Genomic DNA, 23822 nt, shown 5'->3' with positions numbered 1-23822 from the left:
GGGCCGGCGACTGTTAGCGGCAAAGCAGGGCAACCAGCCCGCCAAAATACAGCAGATCCCCCTCCCGCTTGTTTTGAGAATGTTGTCGCACCCATGAATTCCGTCATACAAAAATCACACCGCATCATCATCAAGGTTGGATCATCGCTGGTCACCAATGATGGCCGCGGACTCGATCACGCTGCCATCGCGCGCTGGGCCGCGCAGATCGCAGGCCTGCGCGCATTGGGCAAGCAGGTGGTACTGGTGTCGTCCGGCGCAATTGCCGAGGGCATGCTGCGCCTGGGCTTTGAAGCCCGCCCCACCGATATCCACGAACTGCAAGCCTGCGCCGCTGTGGGCCAGATGGGCCTCGCGCAGATTTATGAAACCAGCTTCCGCGCGCATGGACTGGGCACGGCGCAGGTGCTGCTCACCCACGCTGACCTGGCCGACCGCGAGCGCTATCTGAATGCGCGGTCGACGCTGACCACCTTGCTGCGGCTGGGGATCGTCCCGATCATCAACGAGAACGATACGGTGGTCACCGACGAGATCAAGTTCGGCGACAATGATACGCTGGGCGCGCTGGTGGCCAACCTGATCGAGGCTGATGCGCTGATTATCCTCACCGACCAGAAAGGCCTGTACAGCGCCGATCCGCGCAAAGATCCATCGGCGGTGCTGATCCAGCAGGGCCGCGCGGGCGATCCGGCACTCGAGGCGATGGCGGGTGGTGCCGGCAGCAGTCTGGGACGCGGCGGCATGCTGACCAAGATCCTGGCGGCCAAGCGCGCCGCCAAATCAGGCGCGCACACGATCATCGCCTATGGCCGCGAAAGCGAAGTGCTGGCGCGGCTGGCCGCCGGCGAATCGATTGGTACTGAATTGGCGGCGCAGACCGGCCACCTGACCGCGCGCAAGCAGTGGATGGCGGATCATCTGCACACGGTAGGGCAGGTCGTGCTGGACGCGGGCGCGGTGCAGAAGCTGACAGGCGAAGGCAAGTCGCTGCTGCCTATCGGCGTGACGGATGTGAAAGGCGAGTTTGGCCGCGGCGCCGTCATCACCTGCGTGAATTCGGACGGCATCGCGGTCGCGCGCGGCCTGTCGAACTACACCAGCGCCGAAACCCGCCGCATCATGCGCAAGCCATCGAGCGAGATCGAATCCATCCTTGGCTTTGTCGAAGGCAAGGAACTGATCCACCGCGACAACCTGGTATTGGTTTAAGCGCCTGCAGGTGCGGGTGTCTTGCTGCGGTAGTCGCACAGGTCAACCTGGATGCAGTTCCAGCATTCCGGCTTGCGCGCCTTGCAGGTGTAGCGGCCGTGCAGGATCAGCCAGTGGTGGGCGTCCTGCAGGAATTCTTTCGGCACGAATTTCAGCAGCTTCTGTTCGACGATGTCGACGTTCTTGCCCGGCGCCAGGCCGGTGCGGTTGGACACGCGGAAGATGTGGGTGTCCACCGCCATCGTGGGCTGGCCAAACGCTGTATTCAGCACCACGTTGGCGGTCTTGCGGCCGACGCCCGGCAGGGCTTCCAGCGATTCCCTATCCTGCGGCACTTCGCCGCCATGCAGCTCGACCAGCATCTGGCACGTCGCCATCACGTTCTTGGCCTTGGTCTTGTACAGGCCGATGGTGCGGATGTATTCGGTCAGTTCTTCCAGTCCCAGATCCAGTATCGCCTGCGGCGTGTTCGCCACCGGATACAGCTTGCGCGTGGCTTTGTTGACGCCGACGTCGGTCGCCTGCGCCGACAGCAGCACGGCGATCAGCAGTTCGAACGGCGTGGTGTATGCAAGTTCAGTTTCTGGTTTGGGGTTGGCGGCGCGGAAGCGCACAAACATTTCGTAGCGTTTGGCTGCGTTCATTTGTTCTCGGATTCTTTGTTGAGGCGCGCGCGTTCCATGGCAGCGGCGATGATGGCGCGTTTGCGTTCCAGCGCGGCGGCCGATTCGACGTCGGCAGGATCGATGGCATTCACTTTCTCCATCTTGGACTTGGCCTTCTCGGCCAGGCGCGCATCGTTTTCCTGTTTGTCGCGCTGGAGGCGCATGGTGCGGAAGTCGTGGCGCTCGCGCGCGGCGTTGGCGTCGGCCTGCGTCCACGCGTCCCAGCCCGTGGTTTCAGTGACCGGGTACATCACGATGCAATCGACCGGGCAGGGTGAGACGCACAGGTCGCAGCCGGTGCACAGCGACGGCACCACGGTGTGCATCAACTTGCCCGCGCCGATGATGGCGTCCACCGGGCAGGCCTGGATGCACAGCGTGCAGCCGATGCACAGCGATTCGTCGATGTAGGCGACCGCGCGCGGCCGCTCCAGTCCATTCACGGGATTCAGCGGAATCACCTTGCGGCCGGTGACGGACGACAGGCGCGCTATGCCTTCGGCACCTCCTGGCGGGCACTGGTTGATCTCGGCCGTGCCGGCGGCAATGGCTTGCGCATACGGGCGGCAGCCGTCAAAGCCGCATTTGGTGCATTGCGTCTGCGGCAGGGCATCTTCGATGCGGTCGGCAAGGGATGGGGAGGTGGGCACGGCTTGGCGGATGGCGATAAAACGCCATTATAGTAAAACGCCCCGTTGAACGGGGCGTAAGACCATGTTATCAGCCGTGTTTCTTGATGAACTCGGTGATCTGCGGGCACACCATCTGGCGCCAGCGGCGGCCGGAGAAGATGCCGTAGTGGCCAGCGCCTTGCACCACCAGGTCCTGCTGCTTGTCGGCCGGGATGCCAGTGCACAGGTCGTGCGCGGCCTGGGTCTGGCCGGCGCCGGAGATGTCATCCAGCTCGCCTTCGACGGTGAACAGGGCCACGTTCTGGATGTCCTGCGGGCGCACCAGCTTGCCGCCGACCAGCCATTCGCCTTTCGGCAGCGCGTGGTCCTGGAACACGGTCTTGATGGTGTCCAGGTAGTACTCGGCAGGCATGTCCAGCACGGCGTTGTATTCGTCGTAGAACTTGCGGTGCGATTCTGCGGTTTCCTCGTCGCCTTCCACCAGGTGGTTGTAGAAGTCGCGGTGGCTCTGCGCGTGGCGGCCCGGGTTCATGGCGATGAAGCCGGCGTGCTGCAGGAAGCCTGGATAGACCTTGCGGCCAAAGCCCGGGTAGTTCGGCGGCACCGAGTAGATCACGGTGTTTTCAAACCACGAGAACTTTTTCTCGGTGGCCAGGTTGTTGACTTGCGTTGGCGAGCGGCGTGGATCGATCGGGCCGCCCATCATGGTCATGGTCTTGGGCAGCTTGGGATCATTGTCGCTGGCCATCAGCGCGATGGCGGCCAGCACTGGCACGGTCGGCTGGCACACGGAAATCACGTGGACGTCCGGTCCCAGCAGGCGGATGAAGTCCTGCACGTAGTAGATGTAGTCGTCCAGGTGGAACGGGCCTTCCGACATCGGCACCATGCGGGCATCGGTCCAGTCGGTGATGTAGACGTCGTGGTCGACGATCAGGCCGCGCACGGTATCGCGCAGCAGCGTCGAGTGGTGGCCGGACAGCGGCGCCACCAGCAGCACGGTCGGCTGTTTGAGAGCCTTGAACTTTTTATCGTCCAGGTCTTTTTTAAAGTGGATCAGGCGGCAGAACGGTTTGTTCACGGCCACGTGTTCGATGATGCCGACAGTTGCACCCTTGATTTCGGTGCTGTCGATTTCAAATGCTGGTTTCTCGTAGTCCTTGCCCAGGCGGTACATCAGTTCGTAGCCGGCAGCGATGCGCTGCGAGAACGGCGTATGGGCGAATGGCGATACCGGATTGGTGAACAGTTTCGAAGAAGCGTCCGCCCACTGCATCAGTGGCGTGAGGAAGGAGCGCTGCATTTCATGGAGTTGGTAGAGCATAAGGCATCCCGGGGTGAGCTTGGTGCGATGCACCAATAGCTGACATCATAAGCCAAATTATAAGAGCTGTGGCCGTGTCGTTAAAGCATTTCCTTGTGCTGATTGGCAAGACTACGTGGAATCCACAGGCAATCTTGTAAGAAAGAATAATACTGGTTTGGGCATAAAAAAAGCAGCGTTTCCGCTGCTTTTTTGTAGGACAGTTGCTTGTCGTTCAGTCGAAGACTGGCGTTTCCACGCCCAGCACTTTGTGCAGCTTCGGCGAGGTGGTGGTGTACTGCATGTGGATCTTCTTGTCCGGGAAGATGTACGGGGCGGCGCCAAAGGCGGCCAGCGCTGCTTCGTGGAAGCCCGACAGGATCAGTTTTTTCTTGCCGGGGTAGGTGTTGATGTCGCCCACCGCAAAGATGCCCGGGACGTTGGTCTCGAACTTCTCGGTGTTCTGCACTTTCAGCTGGCGGCGCTCGATGTCCAGGCCCCATTCAGCGATCGGCCCCAGTTTCGGCGACAGGCCGTAGAACACCAGCAGCATGTCCAGCGGCACACGGCGGGTGACGCCGTCGGCAGCGGTGACCTTCAGGTGCTCCAGCTTGCCATCTTCCGAGGTTTCAAAGCCGGTGGCGGTACCGATCAGCAGCTGCATTTCGTAGTCGTCGCACAGGGCTTTCATCTTGGCCACCGAGGCTGGCGCGGCGCGGAAATCTTCGCGCCGGTGCAGCAGCACGACCGATTCGGCTTTGCCGACGAAGTTCAGGGCCCAGTCCAGCGCGGAGTCGCCGCCGCCGCAGATGACCAGGTTCTTGCCTTCGAACTGCGCCGGATCCTTGACCTTGTAGTGCAGCTGGCTGCCTTCGAACACTTCAATGCCGTCGACTTTCAGCGTACGGGCCTGGAACGAACCGACGCCGGCGGCGATGAAGATGGTCTTGGTGATGAACTTGGTGCCGAGCGTGGTTTCGACGTCGAAGCGGCCGTCGTCGCGGCGCTCGACCTTGGTCACTTCCTGGCCCAGGTGGAAGGTCGGCTCGAACGGCTCGATCTGCTTGAGCAGGTTGTCGGTCAGTTCCTGGCCGGTGCACGATGGTACCGCGGGGATGTCGTAAATTGGTTTGTCAGGATACAGTTCCACGCACTGTCCACCCACCGCGTTCAGCGAATCGATCACGTGGGCTTTGATTTCCAGCAGGCCGAGTTCGAAGACCTGGAACAGGCCGACCGGGCCGGCGCCAATGATGACGGCATCGGCTTCGATGACGCCAGTAGGTGTAACGGTACTATTCATACGTGGGTTTCCTGTGATTTCAGTGTGGCAGCAGCGCTTTACTCAGCTTAGCGTACCAGCAGGTGCAGTTTTTCTTTGACGTCCTTGAACTGGTCCGCTTCCGCCATCGGAGCGACCGTCTTGGTGATCGAAGGCCATTTACGTGCCAGCTCAACGTTGATCTTGATAAACTGCTGTTGATCGCCTGGGACATCTTCTTCTGCGTAAATCGCGTTCACTGGGCATTCGGCAACGCAGACTGCGCAGTCGATGCACTCGTCAGGATCGATGGCGAGGAAGTTTGGGCCTTGGCGGAAACAATCTACCGGGCAAACATCGACGCAATCCGTGTAACGGCAGCTGATGCAAGATTCGGTGACAACGTGGGTCATAACAGTCCTATCAATGTTGGTGTGCAGCGGCGTCGGCGGCGGGGCGGTGCCTGGCTAACCTCGGCAAAGCACTGTATTTTAAGGTAATTCGCTATTTCTCACAAACAGCGCTTATATACAATACATATAAGCAAATTCATTCGGGGAAAGCGAAACACTTCCTCAACCCCCTTGTAAACTGGCGCGCCACGGACGCAACTGGCATCATTGCGCCTTTGTTTATTTTGAGCAGAGGGAGCCGCATGGCCGACATCAACATCGTTCAGGAGCATCACCTGGCGCCGGAACAGGCCCGCGCGGCCGCCCAGCAAGTGGCCGACAAGCTGGCCGAACAATTCGAACTGACTTGCCGCTGGGACGGCGACGTGCTGCGTTTCGAGCGTAGCGGCGTCAATGGCGCGCTGACCTTGCGGCCCAACCAGGCCCAGTTGCAGATCGCTTTGGGCTTCCCGATCAGCATGATGGCGGCAGCGGTGGAGGCCAAGGTGACGGAGAAAATGCGTAAATTGTTTGTTTCTTAAATGAAATTATAGTTGTTGTTTGCAAAATTTAATTGCAGGCATGCATGGGTCGTGTAATAATCGTTTCCAATCAATGTCATTCTTTTACTAACTGAAGGAATTCCCATGCGTTCCATGCTTGCCGTTTCTGCTGTTGTTGCTGCTGCTTTCACTGCACCGGCCTCGGCCGCCGTGATCGACCTGTCGACGCTGAATCTGGCGGGCAGCGCCGCGCTGGTGGGCAACCAGCTGCAACTGACCCACACCACCAGCCAGTCGGGCGCTGGCTGGGTCAAGAATTCCATCTCGACTTCGCAGTCGTTCAGCACCAGTTTCTCGTTCTCGCTGCTGGGGAACGATAGCGGCAAAATGGCGGACGGTATCGCGCTGGCGTTCCAGAATGCCGGCAACAACGTCACCGGCAATGGCGGCGGCGATGTCGGTTACTGGAATATCGGCGGCTCGGGTTCGAGCGCAGTGGGTTCGGTAATCCGCAGCTGGCATAACAATGACTACGGCCTGAGCACCAACGGCGTGGTGCAGGGCTTGAAGACCGGCCCGTTCAACCTGGGCGCGTCGAACAATGTGACCGGCACCGAGACCGTGAGCTACAACGCCACCACCCATGTGCTGACCCTGAGCGGCAACTTCCTCGATGGCAGCACTAACACCTCGTACAGCATCAGTGACAGCAAGGTAGTGGACCTGAGCGCCAAGTTCGGCAGCAGCATGTATATCGGCTTCACCGGCGGCACCGGCGGCACCGACGCCGACCAGCGCATCACCGCATTCAGCATTGCGGCTGTACCTGAGCCGGAAACCTATGCCATGCTGCTGGCTGGCCTGGGCATCATGGGCGTACTGGCGCGTCGCCGCAAAGCCTGATAAATCATCTGCACCAAAGCAAAAGGCCCTTTAGATTAAAGGGCCTTTTTTTATGACGTCAGAGTGATTACTTCAGATCTTCGATCAGGTCGATGTACAGCTGTTTTGCTTCGTCCTGGGTTTTGCCTTTGAGCTCAGCCCATGCATCGTATTTGGCGCGGCCGACGAAGTCGGTCATGCCGGGACGGTCGCCGGTGGCATCACCGCTGGACGCCTGTTTGAACAGCGCGTAGATCTTCAGCAGGGTCATGTTGTCTGGACGCTCCGGCAGATTTTTCGAGTCCGCCTGGGCCTGGTCAAATTGTTCTTGCAAACTCATACCGCGCTCCTTGGTGTAATAGGTTGATGCGCCATCATAACCGCAGCGGCCATCAAAACCGCTAGAGGACGCGCTCCAAAAACAGAACGGCGGCTCATTCAGGACCAAGCCTGCATGAACCGCCGTTGCCGATGCCCTAGACAGGCACTGCGTAAAACTCCGGAAGAATTACTTCTTCTTGGTCGGGTTGACTGCCGATTTCAGCGTGGCGCCAGCCGAGAATTTCGGGGTTTTCGACGCGGCGATCTTGATCGCTTCGCCGGTTGCAGGATTGCGGCCTTTACGTGCAGCGCGCTTGGCTACGGAGAAGGTGCCGAAGCCGGTGATGCCTACCGAATCGCCTTTTTTCAGACGCTCAGTGATGATGGCGATCAGAGTGTTCACTGCGCCGTTGGCGGCAGCAGCGGACAGCTCGGTGCGTTTCGCAAATTCTGCAATCAGTTCGCCTTTTTTCATTACTACCTCCTTGGTTATTGGAGCGCGCAGATTAGCATAAATATTGTTAAAAGTAATGGTTTCTGTATGAAGTAAGCCTTATATTTATTGTCTCGCTGCGTTGCAGCGCAAATAAAGCCTTGTATTTAAAGGGCTTACGTCATTTCTGCAATCCAGCATCATGAAGAAAAAAAGGTTTATGATGAACGTCTAAAGGACGGGATCATGAGCTTTTCAGACGAGACACTGATCGCATACGCCGACGGCGAACTGGACGAGACTACCCGTCTTGCGGTGGAGGCTGCCATGCGCCAGGACAGCAACCTGACGCGCCGCGTCGCCCGTTTGCGCGCCGCGCGCGATGAGGGCGTGTATGCCGATCAGCACAATCCTGCCGGCCGGCGCGCGCGCGTCGGCGCACAAGTCAATGCCAAGGTGGTGCAGCTGTCGGCGGTGCGCGCGCAGCGCCTGGCCTCGCAGCAGGCGGCGCGCAAGGCCGCGCGCCGGCACTGGAGCTGGCTGGAATGGAGCGCCCTGGCGCTGGTGATGGTGCTGGGTCTGGCCGCCGGCAAGTTTGGTCTGTCGCGCTGGCAGCCGAACTGGTTTGGCGATCCGGCGCCGGCGCCAACGGAAGTGGCAAGCCGCAATGGCTTGCTGGTGGCGCAGGGCAGGCTGGCCATCGCGCTGAGTCAGCAGCTCGGCGGTGCGGCGCCATCGGATGGCGAAGTGCGCGTGGGATTGAGCTTCTTGTCGAATGAGGGCAGCTACTGCCGCAGCTTTACGCTGGTGGGCATGGCGCAGGATCTGGTGGGGATAGCTTGCCGCGCCAGCGAGGAGTGGCGCATACCGGTGCTGGTGCAAAATCCGCGGCCGCTGCCGGCGATGGGCAATTACCGCATGGCGGGGACGGAGATGCCGACGGCGCTGCTGGAAGCGATCGACCAGCGCATCGTCGGCGGCATGCTTGACACGCGGGCCGAACTGGAAGCGCTGCGCAGGAACTGGCAGCGCTAAGCCTGAATTAAACGCCCAGCAGTTCGACGTCAAAGATCAGCGTTGCGTTTGGCGGGATCACGCCGCCAGCGCCGCGCGAGCCGTAGCCCAGGTCTGCTGGAATAATCAGCTGGCGGGCGCCGCCGATCTTCATGCCTTGCACGCCTTCGTCCCAGCCGCGGATGACCATGCCGGCGCCCAGTGCGAATTCAAACGGATCGTTGCGGTCTTTGCTCGAATCGAATTTCGGGCCTTTGCTGCCGTCGTCGTTTTGCAGCCAGCCGGTGTAGTGCACGGTGACGTTCTGGCCGGCTTTGGCTTCAGCGCCTTCGCCCACGGTCAGTTCGATGTATTGCAGACCGGATGGAGTGGTGATGGTGGACATGATCTTCCTTTCATTAGAAACAGGCCCGAATTGTAGCAGGGGCACAGGTTTGCACGTAAAATAAGGTTTTGCTCTTCTAAGCGATTTTTCATGCTCCGCAGTTTCCGCCGTATCGTCCTTTCCTGCGCCTTGCTGGCTGTTGGCAGCGCCCAGGCCAATGTCGTGGTTGTCCTGAATTCCCGTGATGCCACCATACAGTTGCTGGACCAGGCGACGTACAAGGATCTCTCCACTATCCCGGTCGGCAAGGAGCCGCACCACCTGATGGCCACGCCGGACAATAAGTCGCTGATTGTTGCCAGCTCGGTTGGGAATGAACTGATCTTCCTTGACCCCAAGTCCGGCCAGGTACAGCGCACCATCAAAAACATTCTCGATCCTTACCAGATCGGCTTCTCGCCGGACCAGAAGTGGTTTGTCTCGAACTCGCTGCGTCTCGACCGCGTCGACCTGTATCAATATGACGGCTCGGCCATGACGCTGGCCAAGCGCATTCCGCTGCCCAAGCTGCCGAGCCACATGGCGTTCAATGCCGCCAGCAATATGGTGTTCATCACCCAGCAGGGCAGCGACCAGGTCAGCGCGATTGACCTGAGCACGCAGACCTTGAAGTGGACGCTCCCGGTCGGCAAGCTGCCGGCGGGGATCGCCATGACACCGGATGACAAGTATCTGCTGGTCGGCATCATGGGTGCGGATTATGTCGAAGTCATCGACTGGAAGGCGCAGAAGACCGTCAAGCGCATCAAGACCGGCCAGGGCGCGCACAACTTCCGCTCGGCGGGCGATGGACGCTACACCTATGTGTCCAACCGGGTGTCCAACTCGATTAACATCATCGATCAGAAGACACTGGAAAACGTCGGCCAGATCAATGTGCCCGGCGGCCCGGACTGCATGGAAGTGACCGACGACGGCAAGACCATGTGGGTCACGCTGCGCTGGATTAAAAAGGTGGCGGTGATTGACCTGCCAACGCGCAAGGTGGTCAAGCTGATCCCGGTAGGCCGCTCGCCGCACGGTGTGTTCTTCTTCAACTCCGCCCAGCGCTGATGAAATTTACCGCCGCCCTGACCCTGTTAGCGCTGGCGGTGACGCCCGCCGCGCCTGCCGCCGCGCACTGCAAAGGCACGGTCTATCTCACCTTTGATACCGGCAGCCAGTCGCAGGCCGAGCTGATTGCCGATACGCTCAAGCGCCATCATATCCAGGCCAGCTTCTTCCTGGCCAACGAAAAAACCGTACGCGGCGATTATTCGCTGGACCCGGCCTGGTCGGCATTCTGGAAAGCGCGCGTGGCCGAAGGCCATGTGATCGGCTCGCACACCTTCGACCACGCCGTGTTCGTGCGCGATGGCGCGGACGGCCAGCTGGTCTTCAAGCCCGGCTTTGGCGAGTCGGCCGGCAAGCAGGTCAGCTGGACCGCCAGGCAGTACTGCGAACAGCTCCAGCGCGTTGACCAGCGCTTTGCCGAACTGACCGGCAGGCATCTCGATCCCGTCTGGCGCGCACCGGCCGGACGCACCTCGCCACGCCTGCTGGAGGCGGGCAGGGCTTGCGGCTACGCGCATGTGGGCTGGACGCCGGCGGGATTCTCGGGCGATGAGCTGTCGAGCGAAAAGTATCCGAATACGGTACTTCTGCAAAAGTCGTTGCGCACGCTGAAGGGCGGCGATATCGTGCTGATCCACATGGGCATCTGGTCGCGCAAAGATCCGTGGGCGCCGGCCAACCTGGAGCCCCTGATTAGCGGTCTGGAGCAAAAAGGCATGTGCTTCGCGACCCTGCGCGAGCATCCCGATTACGCAAGCGTGTTTAAAAAATGATGCAAACCCTCTCGGACTGGCTGGGCATTGCCCAGGGCTGGTTGTTTGAAACCGTGGTCCAGCCGCTGGTGTTCCAGCTCGGCCTGGGCGAATTTGTCGAAGACGCTTTCGAAGGCACGGAATGGCTGCTGATCGGCGTACTGGAACTGGCGCTGCTGTTCCTGGTGCTGCGGCCGCTGGAAGCGATGCTCCCGGCGCAGCAGATCACCGATCCGCGTGCGCGCTGGAACGACTTCCTCTACACCCTGCTGCACCGCGTGGGCGTGTTCTCGGTGCTGATTTTCTTCACGCTCGATCCGCTCATGGATGGCGTGGCTGCCGCGCTGCGTTTTGACGGCTTCCATCCGTTCAATCTGGAAGCGCTGTGGCCGGGCATCAGTCCGCTGGGCGCGTTCTTCGTGTATTTCGTGGTGCTGGATTTCTTTGATTACTGGTATCACCGCTCCTCGCACAAGTTCAACTGGTGGTGGGGGCTGCACGGCCTGCACCACAGCCAGCAGAACCTGAACCTGTGGAGCGACAACCGCAACCACATCCTGGACGACCTGCTGCGTGACGTCTACATGGGCGTTATCGCACTGTGCATCGGCGTGGAGCCGGCACAATATGTGATCCTGGTGTCGGTGTCGCGCATCCTGCAAAGCCTGCAGCATGCCAATGTACGTCTGCACTTTGGCTGGCTGGGCGAGCGCCTGCTGGTGTCGCCGCGCTACCATCGCATGCATCATGCGATCGGCGTTGGGCATGAAAATCATGATGGCAAACTGGGCGGCTGCAACTTTGCCGTGCTGCTGCCGGTCTGGGACATGGTGTTCCGCACCGCGAACTTCAGGCCGGAATTTGTCGCCACCGGCATCCGCGACCAGCTGCCCGGCACGGGCGCCGACGGCGTGGTCATGCCGGGCCGCGATTATGGGCGCGGCTTCTGGGCGCAGCAGTGGCTGGGATTGAAACGCATGGTTGAATATGCACGCAAGGAGGTGGTTTGATGGTGGGTGTTGTACGCGCATGGGGCCGCGCCTTCCTGTCCCAATGGCACGGCAAGATGCTGCTGATGAGCGTTGCGCCTTTCCTGCTGGCGCTGGGCGTCTGGGCGGTGGCGCTGTATTTCTATCTGCAGCCGCTCATCGATTATGTACAGGCGCAGTTCGTTGAATATAACGGCTTCAGCTACAGCAGCAGCTGGCTGACTTCGCTCGGCCTGGGCACCTTGAAAACGGTGGTGGTGCCCTTGATCGCGATGCTGGCGCTGCTGCCCTTGATGATCCTGACGTCGCTGATCTTCATTGGCGTGGTGGCCATGCCCATCATCGGCCGCCATGTCGGCCTGCGCCATTATCCGCAGCTGGAGCAGCGCAAGGGCGGGTCCATCCTGGGCAGTGTTGGCGTGGCGCTGGGCGGCATGCTGATCTTTATGGGTTTGTGGGTACTCACCTTGCCGCTGTACTTCTTCCCGCCGCTGGCGGTGGTGGTGCAGGCGCTGCTGTGGGGCTGGCTCACCTGCCGCGTGATGGTGTACGACACGCTGGCCGACTACGCCAGCCGCGACGAGCGCCACCAGATCCTGGCCGAACACCGCTGGCGCCTGCTGGCGATAGGCGTGGTGTCCGGCGCGGCCGGTGCGCTGCCGGGCGCGATCTGGCTGGGCGGCGTGATGGCGGTGGTGATGTTCCCGTTCCTGGCCGCGCTGTCGATCTGGCTGTATGTACTGATTTTTATCTTTACCGGTTTGTGGTTCGCGTACTATTGCATGGATGCGCTGGCGCAGTTGCGCGCGCAAGAAGTCATTTCTAAGGAGTAGGCATGGCAATCGGACTCATTATTATTGGCGATGAAATCCTGTCGGGCCGGCGCGTCGACCAGCACTTCCCCAAGGTGCTGCAAATGCTCACCGCGCGTGGCCTGCAACTGACCTGGGCCGAAATTCTGCCGGATGATCCGGTCCGCATCACCGATACGCTAAAACGCACCTTCGCCAGCGATGACATCGTTTTCTGCTGCGGCGGCATCGGCGCCACGCCGGACGATCACACGCGCCAGGCCGCCGCCGACGCGCTGGGCCTGCCGCTGGTGCTGCATGAACAGGGCAAGCTCAACATCCAGCAGCGCATCGTGCAAATGGCGCAGGAGGCCGGACAGACGGCCGACCTGAATTCGGCGGAAAACCTGCACCGCCTGAAGATGGCCGAGTTTGCCGAAGGCGCGGCGCTGGTGCCTAACCCGTACAACAACATCGCCGGCTTTGCGCTGCGCAAGCATTACTTCGTGCCGGGCTTCCCGGTCATGGCCTGGCCCATGATTGAATGGGTGCTGGACAATCACTACGCCGACCTGTTCAACCGCGAGCCGCGGCTGGAGCAGTCGGTGCTGGTGTACGAAACGGCAGAGTCGGCGCTGACGCCGCTGATGGTGGCGCTGGAAAAACAATACCCGCGTGTCAAAGTATTCAGCCTGCCCAGCGTGGGCGATGCCAACATGCGCCGCCATATCGAGCTTGGCGTCAAAGGCGAACCGGTGCAGACGGCCACCGCGTTTATCCAATTGTGCGACGAGCTGCGCAAGCTCAATGTAGAGTTCAGCAACATTTAGTGCGCGCTGTTAATCTGATCAAGTGCAGCGGCGTTCTTTCTTGCGGGAGAACGCCGTTGTTTTTTTGCGAAAAAATAACGGCGCAGTAAAATTATTGTGTGTCTGCTCCGGTTGGCGACGCTTTGATGTGGTGGAATGGAAGCTAGTAAGTTTGAGTAAACATCGACCGGTTTGAATCATATGTTAAGCAATCGTCGTTTCCGCCGGCCCCGTCTCGTTGTACGCGCAGTACGCAAATTGCGTGCAGGTGCGGCAGCATTTGGCTATCGCCGCAAGCGCCATCTTAGTGTGGTGCCGCCACCTACTCCCGAACAAACTGAAGCCCATCTGGCACAGGCGCAAATGGACTCGTTGCCGACGCCGCAAGAGGGCGATACACCGAAGAAGAGCAAGCGCTCGCGCAATGCCTTTTTGCTGGTGCTGCTGATCGGTATTTCGTTTGCCGCTTACTGGGGCTATCGCGAAACGCTGACCTCGTCCGTGCAGGCGCGCGTGTTCAGCGACCTGGCCGGCAAGATGACCTACAAGGTCGAGCCGGGAGCCAGCAAGTCGATCCGCTTCCCGCACGACAGCCCTTACGATGAGCGCTTGGGCTATGCGGGCCTGCCGGACTACATCGGCAAGCTCAGTGCGCGCGACTATCAGGTATCGGCGCAGGCGCGCATGTCGGCCAAGATGACCGAGCTGGTGGACATGGGCGTGTTTGCCACCTACCGCGAAAAAACCAAGACCGGTCTGACGATTTATGACTGCCGCGCGCAGGAGCTGTTTGCCGCCAGCTATCCGGAACGTATCTACAATAAATTCGAGCAAGCGCCGCCGGTGCTGGTCAGCAGCCTGCTGTTCATCGAGAACCGCGAGCTGCTCGATAACACCTACCCGAAACGCAATCCCGCCGTGGAATGGGACCGGTTGGGCAAGGCCGTGATCGAAAAAAGCGTGAGCGCCGTGGCGGGCGGCCACCGCGCGGCCGGCGGCAGTACGCTGGCGACGCAGATTGAAAAATACCGGCACTCGCCGGAAGGCCGCACAGGCTCGATGAAGGACAAGCTGCAACAGATGGTGTCGGCCAGCCTGCGCTCCTATCAGGATGGACCGGACACCAGCAAGGTACGCCGCCGCATCGTGCTGGAATACCTGAACACGGTGCCGCTGTCGGCCAAGCCTGGCTATGGCGAAGTCAATGGCATCGGCGACGGCATGTGGGTCTGGTACGGTCGTTCGTTTGATGAGGTGAACAAGCGCCTCAACGGCAAGCTCGATCAGCCCGATGCGGAAACCGCGCTGGTGTTCAAGGAAGCGCTGAGCCTGATGATTGCGCAGCGTCGTCCGAGCTATTACCTGGGCGATGGCGCGGCGGACCTGGAAGTGCTGGCCAACAGCCATCTGCGCATCCTGGCCAACGATGGCGCCATCACGCCAGCGATGCGCGACGTGGCGTTGCAGCAGCACCTGCATCCGGCCACCGGCAACGGCTTGCAGCTGGCGCCGCCGCAAACCTTCGTCAGCCGCAAGGCCTCGAATGCGATCCGCAACCACCTGGCCAACCTGCTCGGTGACAACCGCATGTACAACCTGGACCGCCTGGACCTGACCGTGGTCAGCACGCTGGATGCGCAGGCGCAGACAGCCGTGACGCAGGTGCTGCGCGACCTGCGCGATCCGGACAAGGCCAAGGCCGCCGGCCTGACCGGCAAAGGCATGCTGGGCAATGGCGATCCGGCCAATGTGGTGTACAGCTTCACCTTGCTGGAGAAGGGCGAACAGAACAACCTGCTGCGTCTGCAAACCGACAACTTCGACCAGCCGCTGGACATCAACGAGGGCGCCAAGCTGGACCTGGGCTCAACCGCCAAGCTGCGCACGCTGGTGACCTATCTGGACATCATGGACCAGCTGCACAAGAAGTACGGCGGCATGGATGCGGCCGCGCTGGGCCAGGTCAAGGTTGACCCGCAGGACAAGCTGACCCAATGGGGCCTGGACTACTTCAAGGCGCTGCCGATGGACAAGCGCGAGCTGACGCCGATGCTCAACGCGGCCATGGAGCGCAAGTATTCGGGCAATCCGGGCGAGGGCTTCTTCACGGGCGGCGGCCTGCACCACTTCGGTAACTTCTCCAAGGAAGACAACAGCAAGATCCTGACCGTGACTGAAGCGCTGCGCCATTCGACCAACCTGGTGTTCGTGCGCCTGATGCGCGACGTCGCCAAGTACTATATGTTCTCGGTGCCCGGCTCGTCGGCCTCGCTGCTGTCGGATGCGGATGATCCGCGCCGGGCCGGTTATCTGGCGCGTTTTGCGGACAAGGAAGGCAAGGAATTCCTGGCGCGCTTCTACGCCAAGTACAAGGGCAAGCCGGAGACGGAGCTGGACAAGATCCTGCTGGCGAATATCCGCAGCACGCCGGTGCGGCTGGCGGTGATCCACCGCACCGTGTATCCGCTGGCGACGCAGGAACAGTTTGCCGCCTTCCTCAAGGAGAACCTGCCATCGCAGAACGAGGTGCCGGAAGAGCGCGTGGCCAAGCTGTACGACCAGTATGCGATCGACAAATGGTCGCTGGCGGACCGCGGCTACCTGGCCAGCGTGCATCCGCTGGAATTATGGATGGCGGCGTATCTGCGCCTGCATCCTGGCGCGACCCTGAGCCAGATGACGGCGGCCAGCGAGAAGGAACGGCAGGAGGTGTATCAGTGGCTGTTCAAGACGCACCGCAAGCACGCGCAGGACAAGCGTATCGCCGGCCTGATCGAGGTGGAAGGCTTCATGGAAATCCACAAGCAGTGGAAGAAGATGGGCTATCCGTTTGAATCGCTGGTGCCATCGTATGCGACCACGCTGGGCGCATCGGCGGACCGTCCGGCCGCGCTGGCGGAAATGATGGGGATTATCGTCAACGGCGGCGTACGCAAGAGTTCGCAACGTGTGACCTCGCTGCACTTCGCCAAAGGCACGCCGTATGAAACGCTGGTGACCAAGGCGCCGCCGACCACCAATGAACAGGCGATCTCGCCCGAGGTGGCGCGCGTGGTGGCGGATGCGATCCGTGGCGTGGTGTCGGATGGTACGGCCAAGCGCGTGAAGTCGGCGTTTGTGTCGGCCGATGGGGCGATTATTCCGGTCGGCGGCAAGACGGGGACCGGCGACCAGCGCTTTGATGTGTATGCGGCCGGCGGCCGGCTGATCGAGTCGCGCTATGTGAACCGTTCGGCGACATTTGTGTTCAATATCGGCGAGCGTTTCTTTGGTTCGATGACGGCGTATGTGCATGGACCGGCGTCGAAGAACTATGACTTCACCAGTGCGCTGCCGGTGCAGCTGCTGGTGGTGCTGGCGCCGCATCTGATGCCCTTGATTGAACCGCATGCCGCGTCCAAACCCGGCGCGACGCCGCCAGCGGTGGTGATGCGTACCGGGGGAGCAGCGCCCGTTGCCGTGACGCCGCCACTGCAGGCCTGCGGCGGTTGACTTTACCCCGCAACCCGCAGGCCTGGGTCTGACCCCCGTTCGGGGTCAGACCCTTTACTTTTGGGGTTTCCCTTGCGTTGTTGCTTATTTCTTGGCAATGTATCAGCCCATGAAACCTCTGCGCCATCACATGTCCAAGATCCTCAAATTCACGCAGTTCTCGATCCGGGATCTGGTTGTTGCTGCCGCCCCCACGGTGTTGCTGATTGTCGGCGTCTGCCTGCTGGCTTACTGGCTGGTCGACCCGGCGCCGCCGCGCACGGTGCGTCTGGGCACGGGGCAGGAAAACTCCGCCTATGAAGACTTCGGCAAGAAGTATGCAGCTGCGCTGGTCAAGCATGGCGTCAAGGTCACGCTGGTGCCGTCCGCCGGTTCCAGCGAAAACCTGCGTAACCTGAAAGAAGGCAAGGTCGATATCGCCTTCGTACAAAGCGGTTCCACCAACGAAGAAGCGGCCGAGCGCGAAGGCTTGTCCTCGCTGGGCAGCCTGTTCGTTGAGCCGCTGTGGCTGTTCCTGCGCGAAGAGAAGGGCAAGCCGCCCATCACCCAGCTGACCCAGCTGCGTGGCAAGAAAATCAATTACGGCCCGAAAGGCGCCGGTTCGCCGCGCCTGTTCCGCCAGATTCTTGAGCTGAATGGCGTGGAGAAGGGCGAGGTCGAACGCTTCTCGCTGGCGAATACGCCCGCCACCGTGGAGCTGCTGGAAGGCCGTATCGACGGCCTGGTGTTCACCTCCGCGCCGGAAGCGCCGCTGATCCAGATGCTGCTGCAAACACCGGGCATCCGGCTGTTCGACTTCAACCAGGCCGAGGCGTACTCGCGCAAGCTGCCGTTCCTGACGCATGTGATGCTGCCGCAGGGGATTGTCGACCTTGGCCGCAACATTCCGTCCGAAGACTACAACCTGATCGCGCCGACCGCCACGCTGGTGGCCCGCGAAGACCTGCATTCCGCGCTGGTGGACTTGTTCGTGCAGGCGGCCGCCAGTATTCATGGCGGCGCCGGCTGGTTCCAGCAGCAGGGCCAGTTCCCATCGGCCAAGTACACCGAGATTCCGGTGGATCCGGAAGCGGCCAAGTACTACAAGAGCGGTCCGCCGTTCCTGCAGCGCTACATGACCTTCTGGCTGGCGAATTTCTTTGACCGCATGTGGGTGCTGGTGGTGGCGCTGGGCGCGCTGATCCTGCCGCTGTCGAAAGTGGTGCCGCCGCTGTATGTGTGGCGCATCCGTTCGCGCGTGTATCGCTGGTATGGCCAGTTGCGGGCGGTGGAGCAGAAAGTGGAGGAGGCACCGCAGGCGACGCGCATGCAGGTGTATGAGGAACAGCTCAAGCGGCTCAATGAAATCGAAGACCTGGTCAATCAGGTGTCGATCCCGCTGTCGTTTGCCGATGGCTTGTATGGCTTGCGCAGCCACATCCAGTTCGTGCGCAAGCGTATCCTGTTCCTGATGGGCGAGGCGTCACCGACCGCACCAGAGGCCGTGCCCGTTTAACCCGGTACGGCGGGGTCAGGCGCCGATCCAGGGCAGGTCGGCGTGGCACCAGCCGTTGATGTTCTTGCGGTGGCCACGCTCGTCCTTGTCGCCTTCAAAGCCTTCCAGGATGTCGTAGCAATGCTGGTAGCCGTGTTCGGTCGCCAGCTTGGCTGCACCACGCGAGCGCACGCCGGAACGGCACAGGAACAAAATCACCTGGTCCTTGCGTGCGATTCCATTCAGCTGCTCAATAAACTCATGGTTGGCGTTGCCGCCAGGGTAAGTATTCCACTGTACCGCACCATGTTGGGCTTCTGGTATCGCCACCCGGCCCACCCAGTCGCGCTCGGCGTTGGTACGCACATCGACCAGCTTGACGGCATTTTCCAGACCGATCAGCTCAAACGCTTCCTGCGGCGTCACCGCGCCCGCATAGGGCCAATCCCTGCTACGGCTACGGGCAAGGGCGAGGATCTCATCTATTTTGCTCATAAGGTGTTCCGGTAATAAGTTTAAGTTTATTATATGGCGTCCGCGCAAACCCGCGACCCCAATGCACCAAAACCATGCGCTTTTCAGAAAAAATCCTAAAATGCACCCATAAGGTGCGAAATGCGGGAAATGCACCAAATAGGTGCGCGATTGATCTGCAGTAAATAGCGTTTCGGGCTGGCACGGATACTGCTTAGTAAGGCCTCACGAGTTCCACATATTCCCTTTAGGAGATACGCATGGCAATCACAGCCGCAGAAGTTCTGAAAATGGTCCAGGAAAACGAAGTTAAATTCGTTGATTTCCGTTTCGCTGATACCCGTGGTAAAGAACAGCACGTTACCGTGCCAGTGTCGGCTTTCGACATCGACAAGTTCGAATCGGGTCACGCGTTCGACGGTTCCTCGATCGCCGGCTGGAAAGGCATTGAAGCTTCGGACATGATCCTGCTGCCGGATCCAAACACCGCGCGCATTGACCCGTTCATGGAAGAGACCACCCTGTTCATGCAGTGCGACGTGATCGAACCTGCTGACGGCAAGGGCTATGACCGCGACCCACGCTCCATCGCCAAGCGCGCTGAAGCCTACCTGAAATCGTCGGGCATCGGCGATACCGCCTACTTCGGCCCGGAACCAGAATTCTTCATCTTCGACAGCGTACGCTGGAAGATCGACATGTCCGGCTGCTTCGTCAAAGTGGACTCCGACGAAGCGTCGTGGTCGACCGACAAGGAAATCGAAGGCGGCAACAGCGGCCACCGTCCTACCGTCAAAGGCGGCTACTTCCCAGTGCCACCAGTGGACAGCTTCCAGGACATGCGTTCGGAAATGTGCCTGATCCTGGAATCGCTGGGCATCCCGGTGGAAGTGCACCACCACGAAGTGGCTGGCGCTGGCCAGAACGAAATCGGCACCAAGTTCTCGACCCTGGTTGAGCGTGCTGACTGGACCCAGAACCTGAAATACGTGGTCTGGAACGTCGCCCACAGCTACGGCAAAACCGCGACCTTCATGCCGAAACCTATCGTTGGCGACAACGGTTCGGGCATGCACGTGCACCAGTCGATCTGGAAAGACGGCAAAAACCTGTTCGCTGGCGACGGCTATGCCGGCCTGTCGGAAGACGCGCTGTTCTACATCGGCGGCATCATCAAGCACGCCAAAGCACTGAACGCGATCACCAACCCAGGCACCAACTCGTACAAGCGTCTGGTACCAGGCTACGAAGCACCAGTGAAACTGGCGTACTCGGCGAAAAACCGTTCGGCATCGATCCGCATTCCACACGTGGCCAATCCTAAAGGCCGCCGTATCGAAACCCGCTTCCCGGATCCACTGGCCAACGTCTACCTGTGCTTCGCAGCGCTGCTGATGGCAGGTCTGGACGGTATCCAGAACAAGATCCACCCAGGCGAAGCAGCATCGAAAGATCTGTACCATCTGCCGCCAGAAGAAGATGCACTGATCCCAACCGTCTGCGCATCGCTGGAAGAAGCACTGGACAACCTGAACAAAGACCGCGAGTTCCTGACCCGTGGCGGCGTGTTCAGCGATTCGATGATCGATGCTTACATCGAACTGAAAATGCAAGACGTACAACGTATGCGCATGACCACTCACCCTGCTGAGTTCGACATGTACTACTCGCTGTAATCGCAACGCGCCGGCCCGGCCGGCGCCTGCGGTACCAGCAAAGAACGCGGGGCAGGCTGTGCTTTCCCCGCGTTTTTCTTTGGATACTGTATATTCGGGATGGACAGTTTCCACCCACGGATTACGAATGACAACGAAGTTGAAACTCAGTGTGCTGCTGGCGCTGTTGGCCTCACCGGCGGTGCACGCACAGATTTACAAATGCCAGCTGCCCGGTGGCAGTGTGGAGTACACGGACACCAATCGTGGCAGCTACTGCAAACCGATGGACCTGCCCGGCATGACGATCCCAGCGCCACCACGCCGCACCGCGCCTTCACCGCGCAACGCGCAGCCGGCGCCGGTCGCAACCCCCGGTAGTTTTCCCCGTGTCGACAGCAGCGAGCAGCGCGCGCGCGACGATGACCGCCGCAGCATTCTGGACGAAGAACTCAAAGCGGAAACGCAAAAGCTGAACGAGCTGCGCCGCGAGTTCAACGGCGGTGAGCCGGAACGGCGCGGCGACGAACGCAATTATGCGAAGTATCAGGAACGGGTGGCGGCGCTGCGCGACAGCATCAGCCGCTCGGAAAAAAATGTCGATGCCTTGAAACGTGAGATTGCCAATATCCGATGAGCATAGTCAGTAATATCGCCGCCCGCGCGGCTGCCGCGATTCACCGCCCGCCATCGCTGGCCGGTTTGGAGTTGCTGGCGTCCGCCGTGGTGCTGCTGGATGGCGAAGGCCATATCGTCTACGTCAACGCCGCCGCCGAGAACCTGCTGGAAAGCTCGCTCAAGGCCTTGTCGCGGCAGACGCTGAGCGCGCAGTTCGTCAATCCCGATGAACTTGAGAATATCTGCACGCAGGCGCGCGAGCACAAGTTTTCCGACCTGCGCCAGGACCTCACGCTGGAACGCGCAGGACGCGATCCGCTGCATGTGCACAGCATCGTGTCGGCGCTGGATGAACCGGCCGGTCATCTGCTGATTGAGCTGCGTGAGCATCTGCAGCACCTCAAGCTGGACCGCGAGGAGCGCATCCTCGACCAAAGCCAGGTCAACAAGGAACTGATCCGCAACCTGGCGCACGAGATCAAGAATCCGCTGGGCGGCATCCGCGGCGCGGCGCAGCTGCTGGAGATGGAGCTGCCGGGCGCGCACGCGGTGCAGCTGCGCGAGTACACGCAAGTCATCATCAAGGAAGCGGACCGCCTGCAAACGCTGGTGGACCGTCTGCTGGCGCCGCACCGCCGGCCGCACATCGTAGGCGACGTCAACATCCACGAAGTGCTGGAGCGCGTGCGCAGCCTGATGCTGGCGGAGTTCCCGTCCGGCCTGACCATCCTGCGCGACTACGACGCATCGATCCCCGAGTTCCGAGGAGACAAAGAGCAGCTGATCCAGACAGTGCTCAACATCGCCCACAACGCAGCGCAAGCGCTGTCGGCCCAGATCGAAGCAGGCGACGCACAGATCGTTTTCAAGACCCGTGTGGCGCGGCAGGTCACGCTGGCCAAGGTCCGTTACGGGCTGGCATTAGACTTGCATATCATTGACAATGGACCGGGTATCGCACCCCAGATCCGCGACCGCATCTTCTATCCGCTGGTATCTGGCAGGGAGGGCGGCAGCGGCCTGGGACTGACCTTGGCACAGACCTTCGTGCAACAGCACATGGGCGTGATCGAGTGCGAGAGCCGGCCTGGATTTACGGATTTCCGCATTCTGCTGCCGTTGCCATAAGCCGCGGCGGGCAGTGCGGACCGAGTCCCTTGATTGACGATCCATCGCGGAATACACACAACACATGAAGCCAATCTGGATAGTAGACGACGACGAATCGATCCGCTGGGTACTGGAAAAAGCACTGGCCCGCGAGAACCTGGCCACCAAGAGTTTTGCCAACGCGCGCGATGCTATCGCCGCGCTGGAGTACGAGACGCCGCAAGTGCTGGTGTCCGACATCCGCATGCCGGGCGACTCCGGCCTCGACCTGCTGCAACTGGTGAAGTCGCGCTTCCCGGGCCTGCCGGTCATCATCATCACCGCCTTCTCTGATCTGGATTCCGCCGTTGCGGCGTTCCAGGGCGGCGCGTTTGAGTACCTGGCCAAGCCGTTCGATATCGACAAGGCGGTGGAGCTGATCCGCCGCGCGCTCGATGAGAGCTTGCGCGAAACCAGCGTGGAGTCCGGCCCGGCCGAGACGCCCGAAATTCTGGGGCAGGCGCCGGCGATGCAGGAAGTCTTCCGCGCCATTGGCCGCCTGTCGCAATCGAATGTGACGGTGCTGATTACCGGCGAATCCGGCTCCGGCAAAGAGCTGGTGGCGCGCGCGCTGCACAAGCACTCGCCGCGCGCATCGCAGCCGTTCATCGCGTTGAACACGGCGGCGATTCCGAAAGATCTGCTGGAGTCTGAATTGTTCGGTCACGAACGCGGCGCCTTTACTGGCGCGCAGACCACGCGCCGCGGCCGTTTTGAGCAGGCGGAAAACGGCACGCTGTTCCTCGATGAAATCGGCGACATGCCATTCGATTTGCAAACGCGCTTGCTGCGCGTGCTGTCGGATGGTCACTTCTATCGCGTCGGCGGCCATCAGCCCTTGAAAGCAAATGTGCGCGTGATTACGGCAACGCACCAGAATCTGGAGCAGCGCGTGCGCGAAGGCTTGTTCCGCGAAGACTTGTATCACCGCCTGAACGTGATTCGCCTGCGCCTGCCCAGTTTGAGGGAGCGGCGTGAAGACATCCCTATTTTGGTGCGTCACTTCCTGGTGCAGAGCGCCAAGCAGCTCGGCGTGGAAGCCAAGCGCATGAGCGATGCCGCGCTGCAGTTCCTGTGCAGCCTTGAGCTGCCGGGCAATGTGCGCCAGCTGGAAAACCTGTGCAACTGGATTACGGTGATGGCGCCCGGCCAGACGGTGGAAGTGAAGGATCTGCCGCTGGAGCTGACGCAGGAAAAGGGCAGTGCATCATCCGGATCGTCGTCGCCGGCGTCGGTGCCGGAGACGTATAGCGCGCAGCAGCATCATGGCACGGTGACTTCGGTGTCGTCCGCCGCAGAGGCAAGCAGCCCGGCGGGTTCGCCGGATGCATGGCTAGCTTTGCTGGAGACGCAGGCCGCGCAGATGCTGAGTGGCGGTCAGCAGGAAGTGATGGCAGTGCTGGGCCGTCAGTTTGAATCGGCACTGATCCGCACAGCGCTCAAGCATACGCACGGCCGCAAGAACGACGCGGCAGTACGTCTGGGCATCGGCCGCAATACCATCACCCGCAAGATCGCCGAACTGGGCATCGACGGCGCAAAGGATGATTGAGCCGCACAGTC

General features: G+C 60.7%; 23 protein-coding genes and 1 pseudogene. 15 read left to right on the top strand and 9 right to left on the bottom strand.

Annotation, left to right across the window (positions count from 1 at the left end; genetic code table 11):
* Positions 1-93 precede the first annotated feature (93 nt).
* A complete protein-coding gene (proB, locus tag BUA36_RS12345) occupies positions 94-1212 on the top strand; it encodes a glutamate 5-kinase (protein ID WP_072784885.1) in 1119 nt (372 codons plus the stop codon).
* On the opposite strand, the gene nth is transcribed toward proB, so the two are convergent.
* The 5 genes from nth to fdxA all read right to left on the bottom strand — a co-directional run bounded on the left by nth (position 1209) and on the right by fdxA (position 5486).
* Positions 1209-1856 carry an endonuclease III gene (nth, locus tag BUA36_RS12340; protein WP_072784883.1) on the bottom strand — a complete coding sequence of 216 codons (648 nt, stop codon included), beginning with the start codon at positions 1854-1856 and terminating at the stop codon, positions 1209-1211. The genes proB and nth overlap by 4 nt on opposite strands.
* On the bottom strand, positions 1853-2527 hold the full coding sequence (gene rsxB, locus BUA36_RS12335) for an electron transport complex subunit RsxB (RefSeq protein WP_072784881.1): 675 nt from the start codon (positions 2525-2527) through the stop codon (positions 1853-1855). The genes nth and rsxB overlap by 4 nt, the downstream gene beginning before the upstream one ends.
* A 70-nt stretch (positions 2528-2597) precedes the next feature.
* On the bottom strand, positions 2598-3833 hold the full coding sequence (locus tag BUA36_RS12330; protein ID WP_072784879.1) for a polyhydroxyalkanoate depolymerase: 1236 nt from the start codon (positions 3831-3833) through the stop codon (positions 2598-2600).
* Between the two features lie 214 nt (positions 3834-4047).
* Complete coding sequence (locus tag BUA36_RS12325) at positions 4048-5115, bottom strand: NAD(P)/FAD-dependent oxidoreductase (RefSeq protein WP_072784877.1); 1068 nt, start codon at positions 5113-5115, stop codon at positions 4048-4050.
* A 47-nt stretch (positions 5116-5162) separates the two neighbouring features.
* Positions 5163-5486 carry a ferredoxin FdxA gene (fdxA, locus tag BUA36_RS12320; protein ID WP_072784875.1) on the bottom strand — a complete coding sequence of 108 codons (324 nt, stop codon included), beginning with the start codon at positions 5484-5486 and terminating at the stop codon, positions 5163-5165.
* A gap of 242 nt (positions 5487-5728) precedes the next feature.
* Here fdxA and BUA36_RS12315 point away from each other — a divergent pair, with 242 nt between their 5' ends.
* The gene (locus BUA36_RS12315; protein ID WP_072784873.1) at positions 5729-6007 is read left to right on the top strand and encodes a polyhydroxyalkanoic acid system family protein; all 279 of its coding nucleotides are present in this window, start codon (positions 5729-5731) and stop codon (positions 6005-6007) included.
* Between the two features lie 198 nt (positions 6008-6205).
* A pseudogene (locus tag BUA36_RS12310) lies at positions 6206-6871 on the top strand (PEP-CTERM sorting domain-containing protein); the annotation flags it as partial.
* A gap of 67 nt (positions 6872-6938) precedes the next feature.
* Here BUA36_RS12310 and BUA36_RS12305 read toward each other — a convergent pair.
* The gene (locus tag BUA36_RS12305; protein WP_072784869.1) at positions 6939-7190 is read right to left on the bottom strand and encodes an acyl-CoA-binding protein; all 252 of its coding nucleotides are present in this window, start codon (positions 7188-7190) and stop codon (positions 6939-6941) included.
* A 168-nt stretch (positions 7191-7358) separates the two neighbouring features.
* Positions 7359-7676 (bottom strand): HU family DNA-binding protein, encoded by a 318-nt coding sequence (locus BUA36_RS12300; RefSeq protein WP_255490429.1) that lies wholly within the window; start codon positions 7674-7676, stop codon positions 7359-7361.
* A gap of 174 nt (positions 7677-7850) precedes the next feature.
* Between BUA36_RS12300 and BUA36_RS12295 the strand changes: the two genes are divergently transcribed.
* Positions 7851-8639 carry a hypothetical protein gene (locus BUA36_RS12295; protein WP_072784863.1) on the top strand — a complete coding sequence of 263 codons (789 nt, stop codon included), beginning with the start codon at positions 7851-7853 and terminating at the stop codon, positions 8637-8639.
* Between the two features lie 7 nt (positions 8640-8646).
* On the opposite strand, the gene BUA36_RS12290 is transcribed toward BUA36_RS12295, so the two are convergent.
* Positions 8647-9003 (bottom strand): FKBP-type peptidyl-prolyl cis-trans isomerase, encoded by a 357-nt coding sequence (locus BUA36_RS12290; RefSeq protein WP_072784861.1) that lies wholly within the window; start codon positions 9001-9003, stop codon positions 8647-8649.
* A gap of 90 nt (positions 9004-9093) precedes the next feature.
* Between BUA36_RS12290 and BUA36_RS12285 the strand changes: the two genes are divergently transcribed.
* The 7 genes from BUA36_RS12285 to BUA36_RS12255 all read left to right on the top strand — a co-directional run bounded on the left by BUA36_RS12285 (position 9094) and on the right by BUA36_RS12255 (position 18384).
* A complete protein-coding gene (locus BUA36_RS12285; protein WP_072784859.1) occupies positions 9094-10056 on the top strand; it encodes a YVTN family beta-propeller repeat protein in 963 nt (320 codons plus the stop codon).
* The gene (locus BUA36_RS12280; protein ID WP_072784857.1) at positions 10056-10829 is read left to right on the top strand and encodes a polysaccharide deacetylase family protein; all 774 of its coding nucleotides are present in this window, start codon (positions 10056-10058) and stop codon (positions 10827-10829) included. The genes BUA36_RS12285 and BUA36_RS12280 overlap by 1 nt, the downstream gene beginning before the upstream one ends.
* Positions 10826-11818, top strand: coding sequence for a sterol desaturase family protein (locus BUA36_RS12275; protein WP_072784855.1), 993 nt, complete (start codon positions 10826-10828; stop codon positions 11816-11818). Before BUA36_RS12280 ends, BUA36_RS12275 begins: the two co-directional genes overlap by 4 nt.
* Positions 11818-12630, top strand: a complete 813-nt coding sequence (locus tag BUA36_RS12270) for an EI24 domain-containing protein (protein ID WP_072784852.1) — start codon at positions 11818-11820, stop codon at positions 12628-12630. Before BUA36_RS12275 ends, BUA36_RS12270 begins: the two co-directional genes overlap by 1 nt.
* 2 nt (positions 12631-12632) lie before the next feature.
* Complete coding sequence (locus BUA36_RS12265; RefSeq protein ID WP_072784850.1) at positions 12633-13418, top strand: competence/damage-inducible protein A; 786 nt, start codon at positions 12633-12635, stop codon at positions 13416-13418.
* A 342-nt stretch (positions 13419-13760) separates the two neighbouring features.
* Positions 13761-16889: a transglycosylase domain-containing protein gene (locus BUA36_RS12260; RefSeq protein ID WP_072784848.1), complete on the top strand. Its 3129-nt coding sequence runs from the start codon at positions 13761-13763 to the stop codon at positions 16887-16889.
* Positions 16890-17019: 130 nt separating this feature from the next.
* A complete protein-coding gene (locus BUA36_RS12255) occupies positions 17020-18384 on the top strand; it encodes a TAXI family TRAP transporter solute-binding subunit (RefSeq protein WP_072784846.1) in 1365 nt (454 codons plus the stop codon).
* A 15-nt stretch (positions 18385-18399) separates the two neighbouring features.
* On the opposite strand, the gene BUA36_RS12250 is transcribed toward BUA36_RS12255, so the two are convergent.
* The gene (locus tag BUA36_RS12250; RefSeq protein WP_072784843.1) at positions 18400-18858 is read right to left on the bottom strand and encodes a rhodanese-like domain-containing protein; all 459 of its coding nucleotides are present in this window, start codon (positions 18856-18858) and stop codon (positions 18400-18402) included.
* A 239-nt stretch (positions 18859-19097) separates the two neighbouring features.
* Between BUA36_RS12250 and glnA the strand changes: the two genes are divergently transcribed.
* The 4 genes from glnA (at position 19098) to ntrC (ending at position 23811) form a co-directional block, all read left to right on the top strand.
* Positions 19098-20513: a type I glutamate--ammonia ligase gene (gene glnA / locus BUA36_RS12245; RefSeq protein WP_072784841.1), complete on the top strand. Its 1416-nt coding sequence runs from the start codon at positions 19098-19100 to the stop codon at positions 20511-20513.
* A gap of 127 nt (positions 20514-20640) precedes the next feature.
* Positions 20641-21129, top strand: a complete 489-nt coding sequence (locus BUA36_RS12240; protein WP_072784840.1) for a DUF4124 domain-containing protein — start codon at positions 20641-20643, stop codon at positions 21127-21129.
* Positions 21126-22238: a nitrogen regulation protein NR(II) gene (gene glnL / locus BUA36_RS12235; protein ID WP_072784839.1), complete on the top strand. Its 1113-nt coding sequence runs from the start codon at positions 21126-21128 to the stop codon at positions 22236-22238. Before BUA36_RS12240 ends, glnL begins: the two co-directional genes overlap by 4 nt.
* Before the next feature lie 64 nt (positions 22239-22302).
* Positions 22303-23811, top strand: coding sequence for a nitrogen regulation protein NR(I) (ntrC, locus tag BUA36_RS12230; protein ID WP_072784838.1), 1509 nt, complete (start codon positions 22303-22305; stop codon positions 23809-23811).
* Positions 23812-23822 lie beyond the last annotated feature (11 nt).

Source organism: Duganella sacchari, from assembly GCF_900143065.1.
GTDB lineage: Bacteria > Pseudomonadota > Gammaproteobacteria > Burkholderiales > Burkholderiaceae_D > Rugamonas > Rugamonas sacchari.
The sequence above is the reverse complement of the archived record's forward strand: the minus strand, read 5'-3'. Positions and strand labels throughout refer to the sequence as shown.

Coding starts and splice junctions, on each gene's coding strand:
- nth (WP_072784883.1), bottom strand. CDS start 1,856: ATGAACGCAGCCAAACGCTACGAAATGTTTGTGCGCTTCCGCGCCGCC.
- proB (WP_072784885.1), top strand. CDS start 94: ATGAATTCCGTCATACAAAAATCACACCGCATCATCATCAAGGTTGGA.
- BUA36_RS12295 (WP_072784863.1), top strand. CDS start 7,851: ATGAGCTTTTCAGACGAGACACTGATCGCATACGCCGACGGCGAACTG.
- BUA36_RS12255 (WP_072784846.1), top strand. CDS start 17,020: ATGTCCAAGATCCTCAAATTCACGCAGTTCTCGATCCGGGATCTGGTT.
- BUA36_RS12240 (WP_072784840.1), top strand. CDS start 20,641: ATGACAACGAAGTTGAAACTCAGTGTGCTGCTGGCGCTGTTGGCCTCA.
- BUA36_RS12315 (WP_072784873.1), top strand. CDS start 5,729: ATGGCCGACATCAACATCGTTCAGGAGCATCACCTGGCGCCGGAACAG.
- fdxA (WP_072784875.1), bottom strand. CDS start 5,486: ATGACCCACGTTGTCACCGAATCTTGCATCAGCTGCCGTTACACGGAT.
- BUA36_RS12280 (WP_072784857.1), top strand. CDS start 10,056: ATGAAATTTACCGCCGCCCTGACCCTGTTAGCGCTGGCGGTGACGCCC.
- BUA36_RS12270 (WP_072784852.1), top strand. CDS start 11,818: ATGGTGGGTGTTGTACGCGCATGGGGCCGCGCCTTCCTGTCCCAATGG.
- BUA36_RS12265 (WP_072784850.1), top strand. CDS start 12,633: ATGGCAATCGGACTCATTATTATTGGCGATGAAATCCTGTCGGGCCGG.
- BUA36_RS12325 (WP_072784877.1), bottom strand. CDS start 5,115: ATGAATAGTACCGTTACACCTACTGGCGTCATCGAAGCCGATGCCGTC.
- glnA (WP_072784841.1), top strand. CDS start 19,098: ATGGCAATCACAGCCGCAGAAGTTCTGAAAATGGTCCAGGAAAACGAA.
- ntrC (WP_072784838.1), top strand. CDS start 22,303: ATGAAGCCAATCTGGATAGTAGACGACGACGAATCGATCCGCTGGGTA.
- BUA36_RS12330 (WP_072784879.1), bottom strand. CDS start 3,833: ATGCTCTACCAACTCCATGAAATGCAGCGCTCCTTCCTCACGCCACTG.
- BUA36_RS12290 (WP_072784861.1), bottom strand. CDS start 9,003: ATGTCCACCATCACCACTCCATCCGGTCTGCAATACATCGAACTGACC.
- BUA36_RS12275 (WP_072784855.1), top strand. CDS start 10,826: ATGATGCAAACCCTCTCGGACTGGCTGGGCATTGCCCAGGGCTGGTTG.
- BUA36_RS12305 (WP_072784869.1), bottom strand. CDS start 7,190: ATGAGTTTGCAAGAACAATTTGACCAGGCCCAGGCGGACTCGAAAAAT.
- BUA36_RS12285 (WP_072784859.1), top strand. CDS start 9,094: ATGCTCCGCAGTTTCCGCCGTATCGTCCTTTCCTGCGCCTTGCTGGCT.
- BUA36_RS12250 (WP_072784843.1), bottom strand. CDS start 18,858: ATGAGCAAAATAGATGAGATCCTCGCCCTTGCCCGTAGCCGTAGCAGG.
- BUA36_RS12260 (WP_072784848.1), top strand. CDS start 13,761: ATGGACTCGTTGCCGACGCCGCAAGAGGGCGATACACCGAAGAAGAGC.
- glnL (WP_072784839.1), top strand. CDS start 21,126: ATGAGCATAGTCAGTAATATCGCCGCCCGCGCGGCTGCCGCGATTCAC.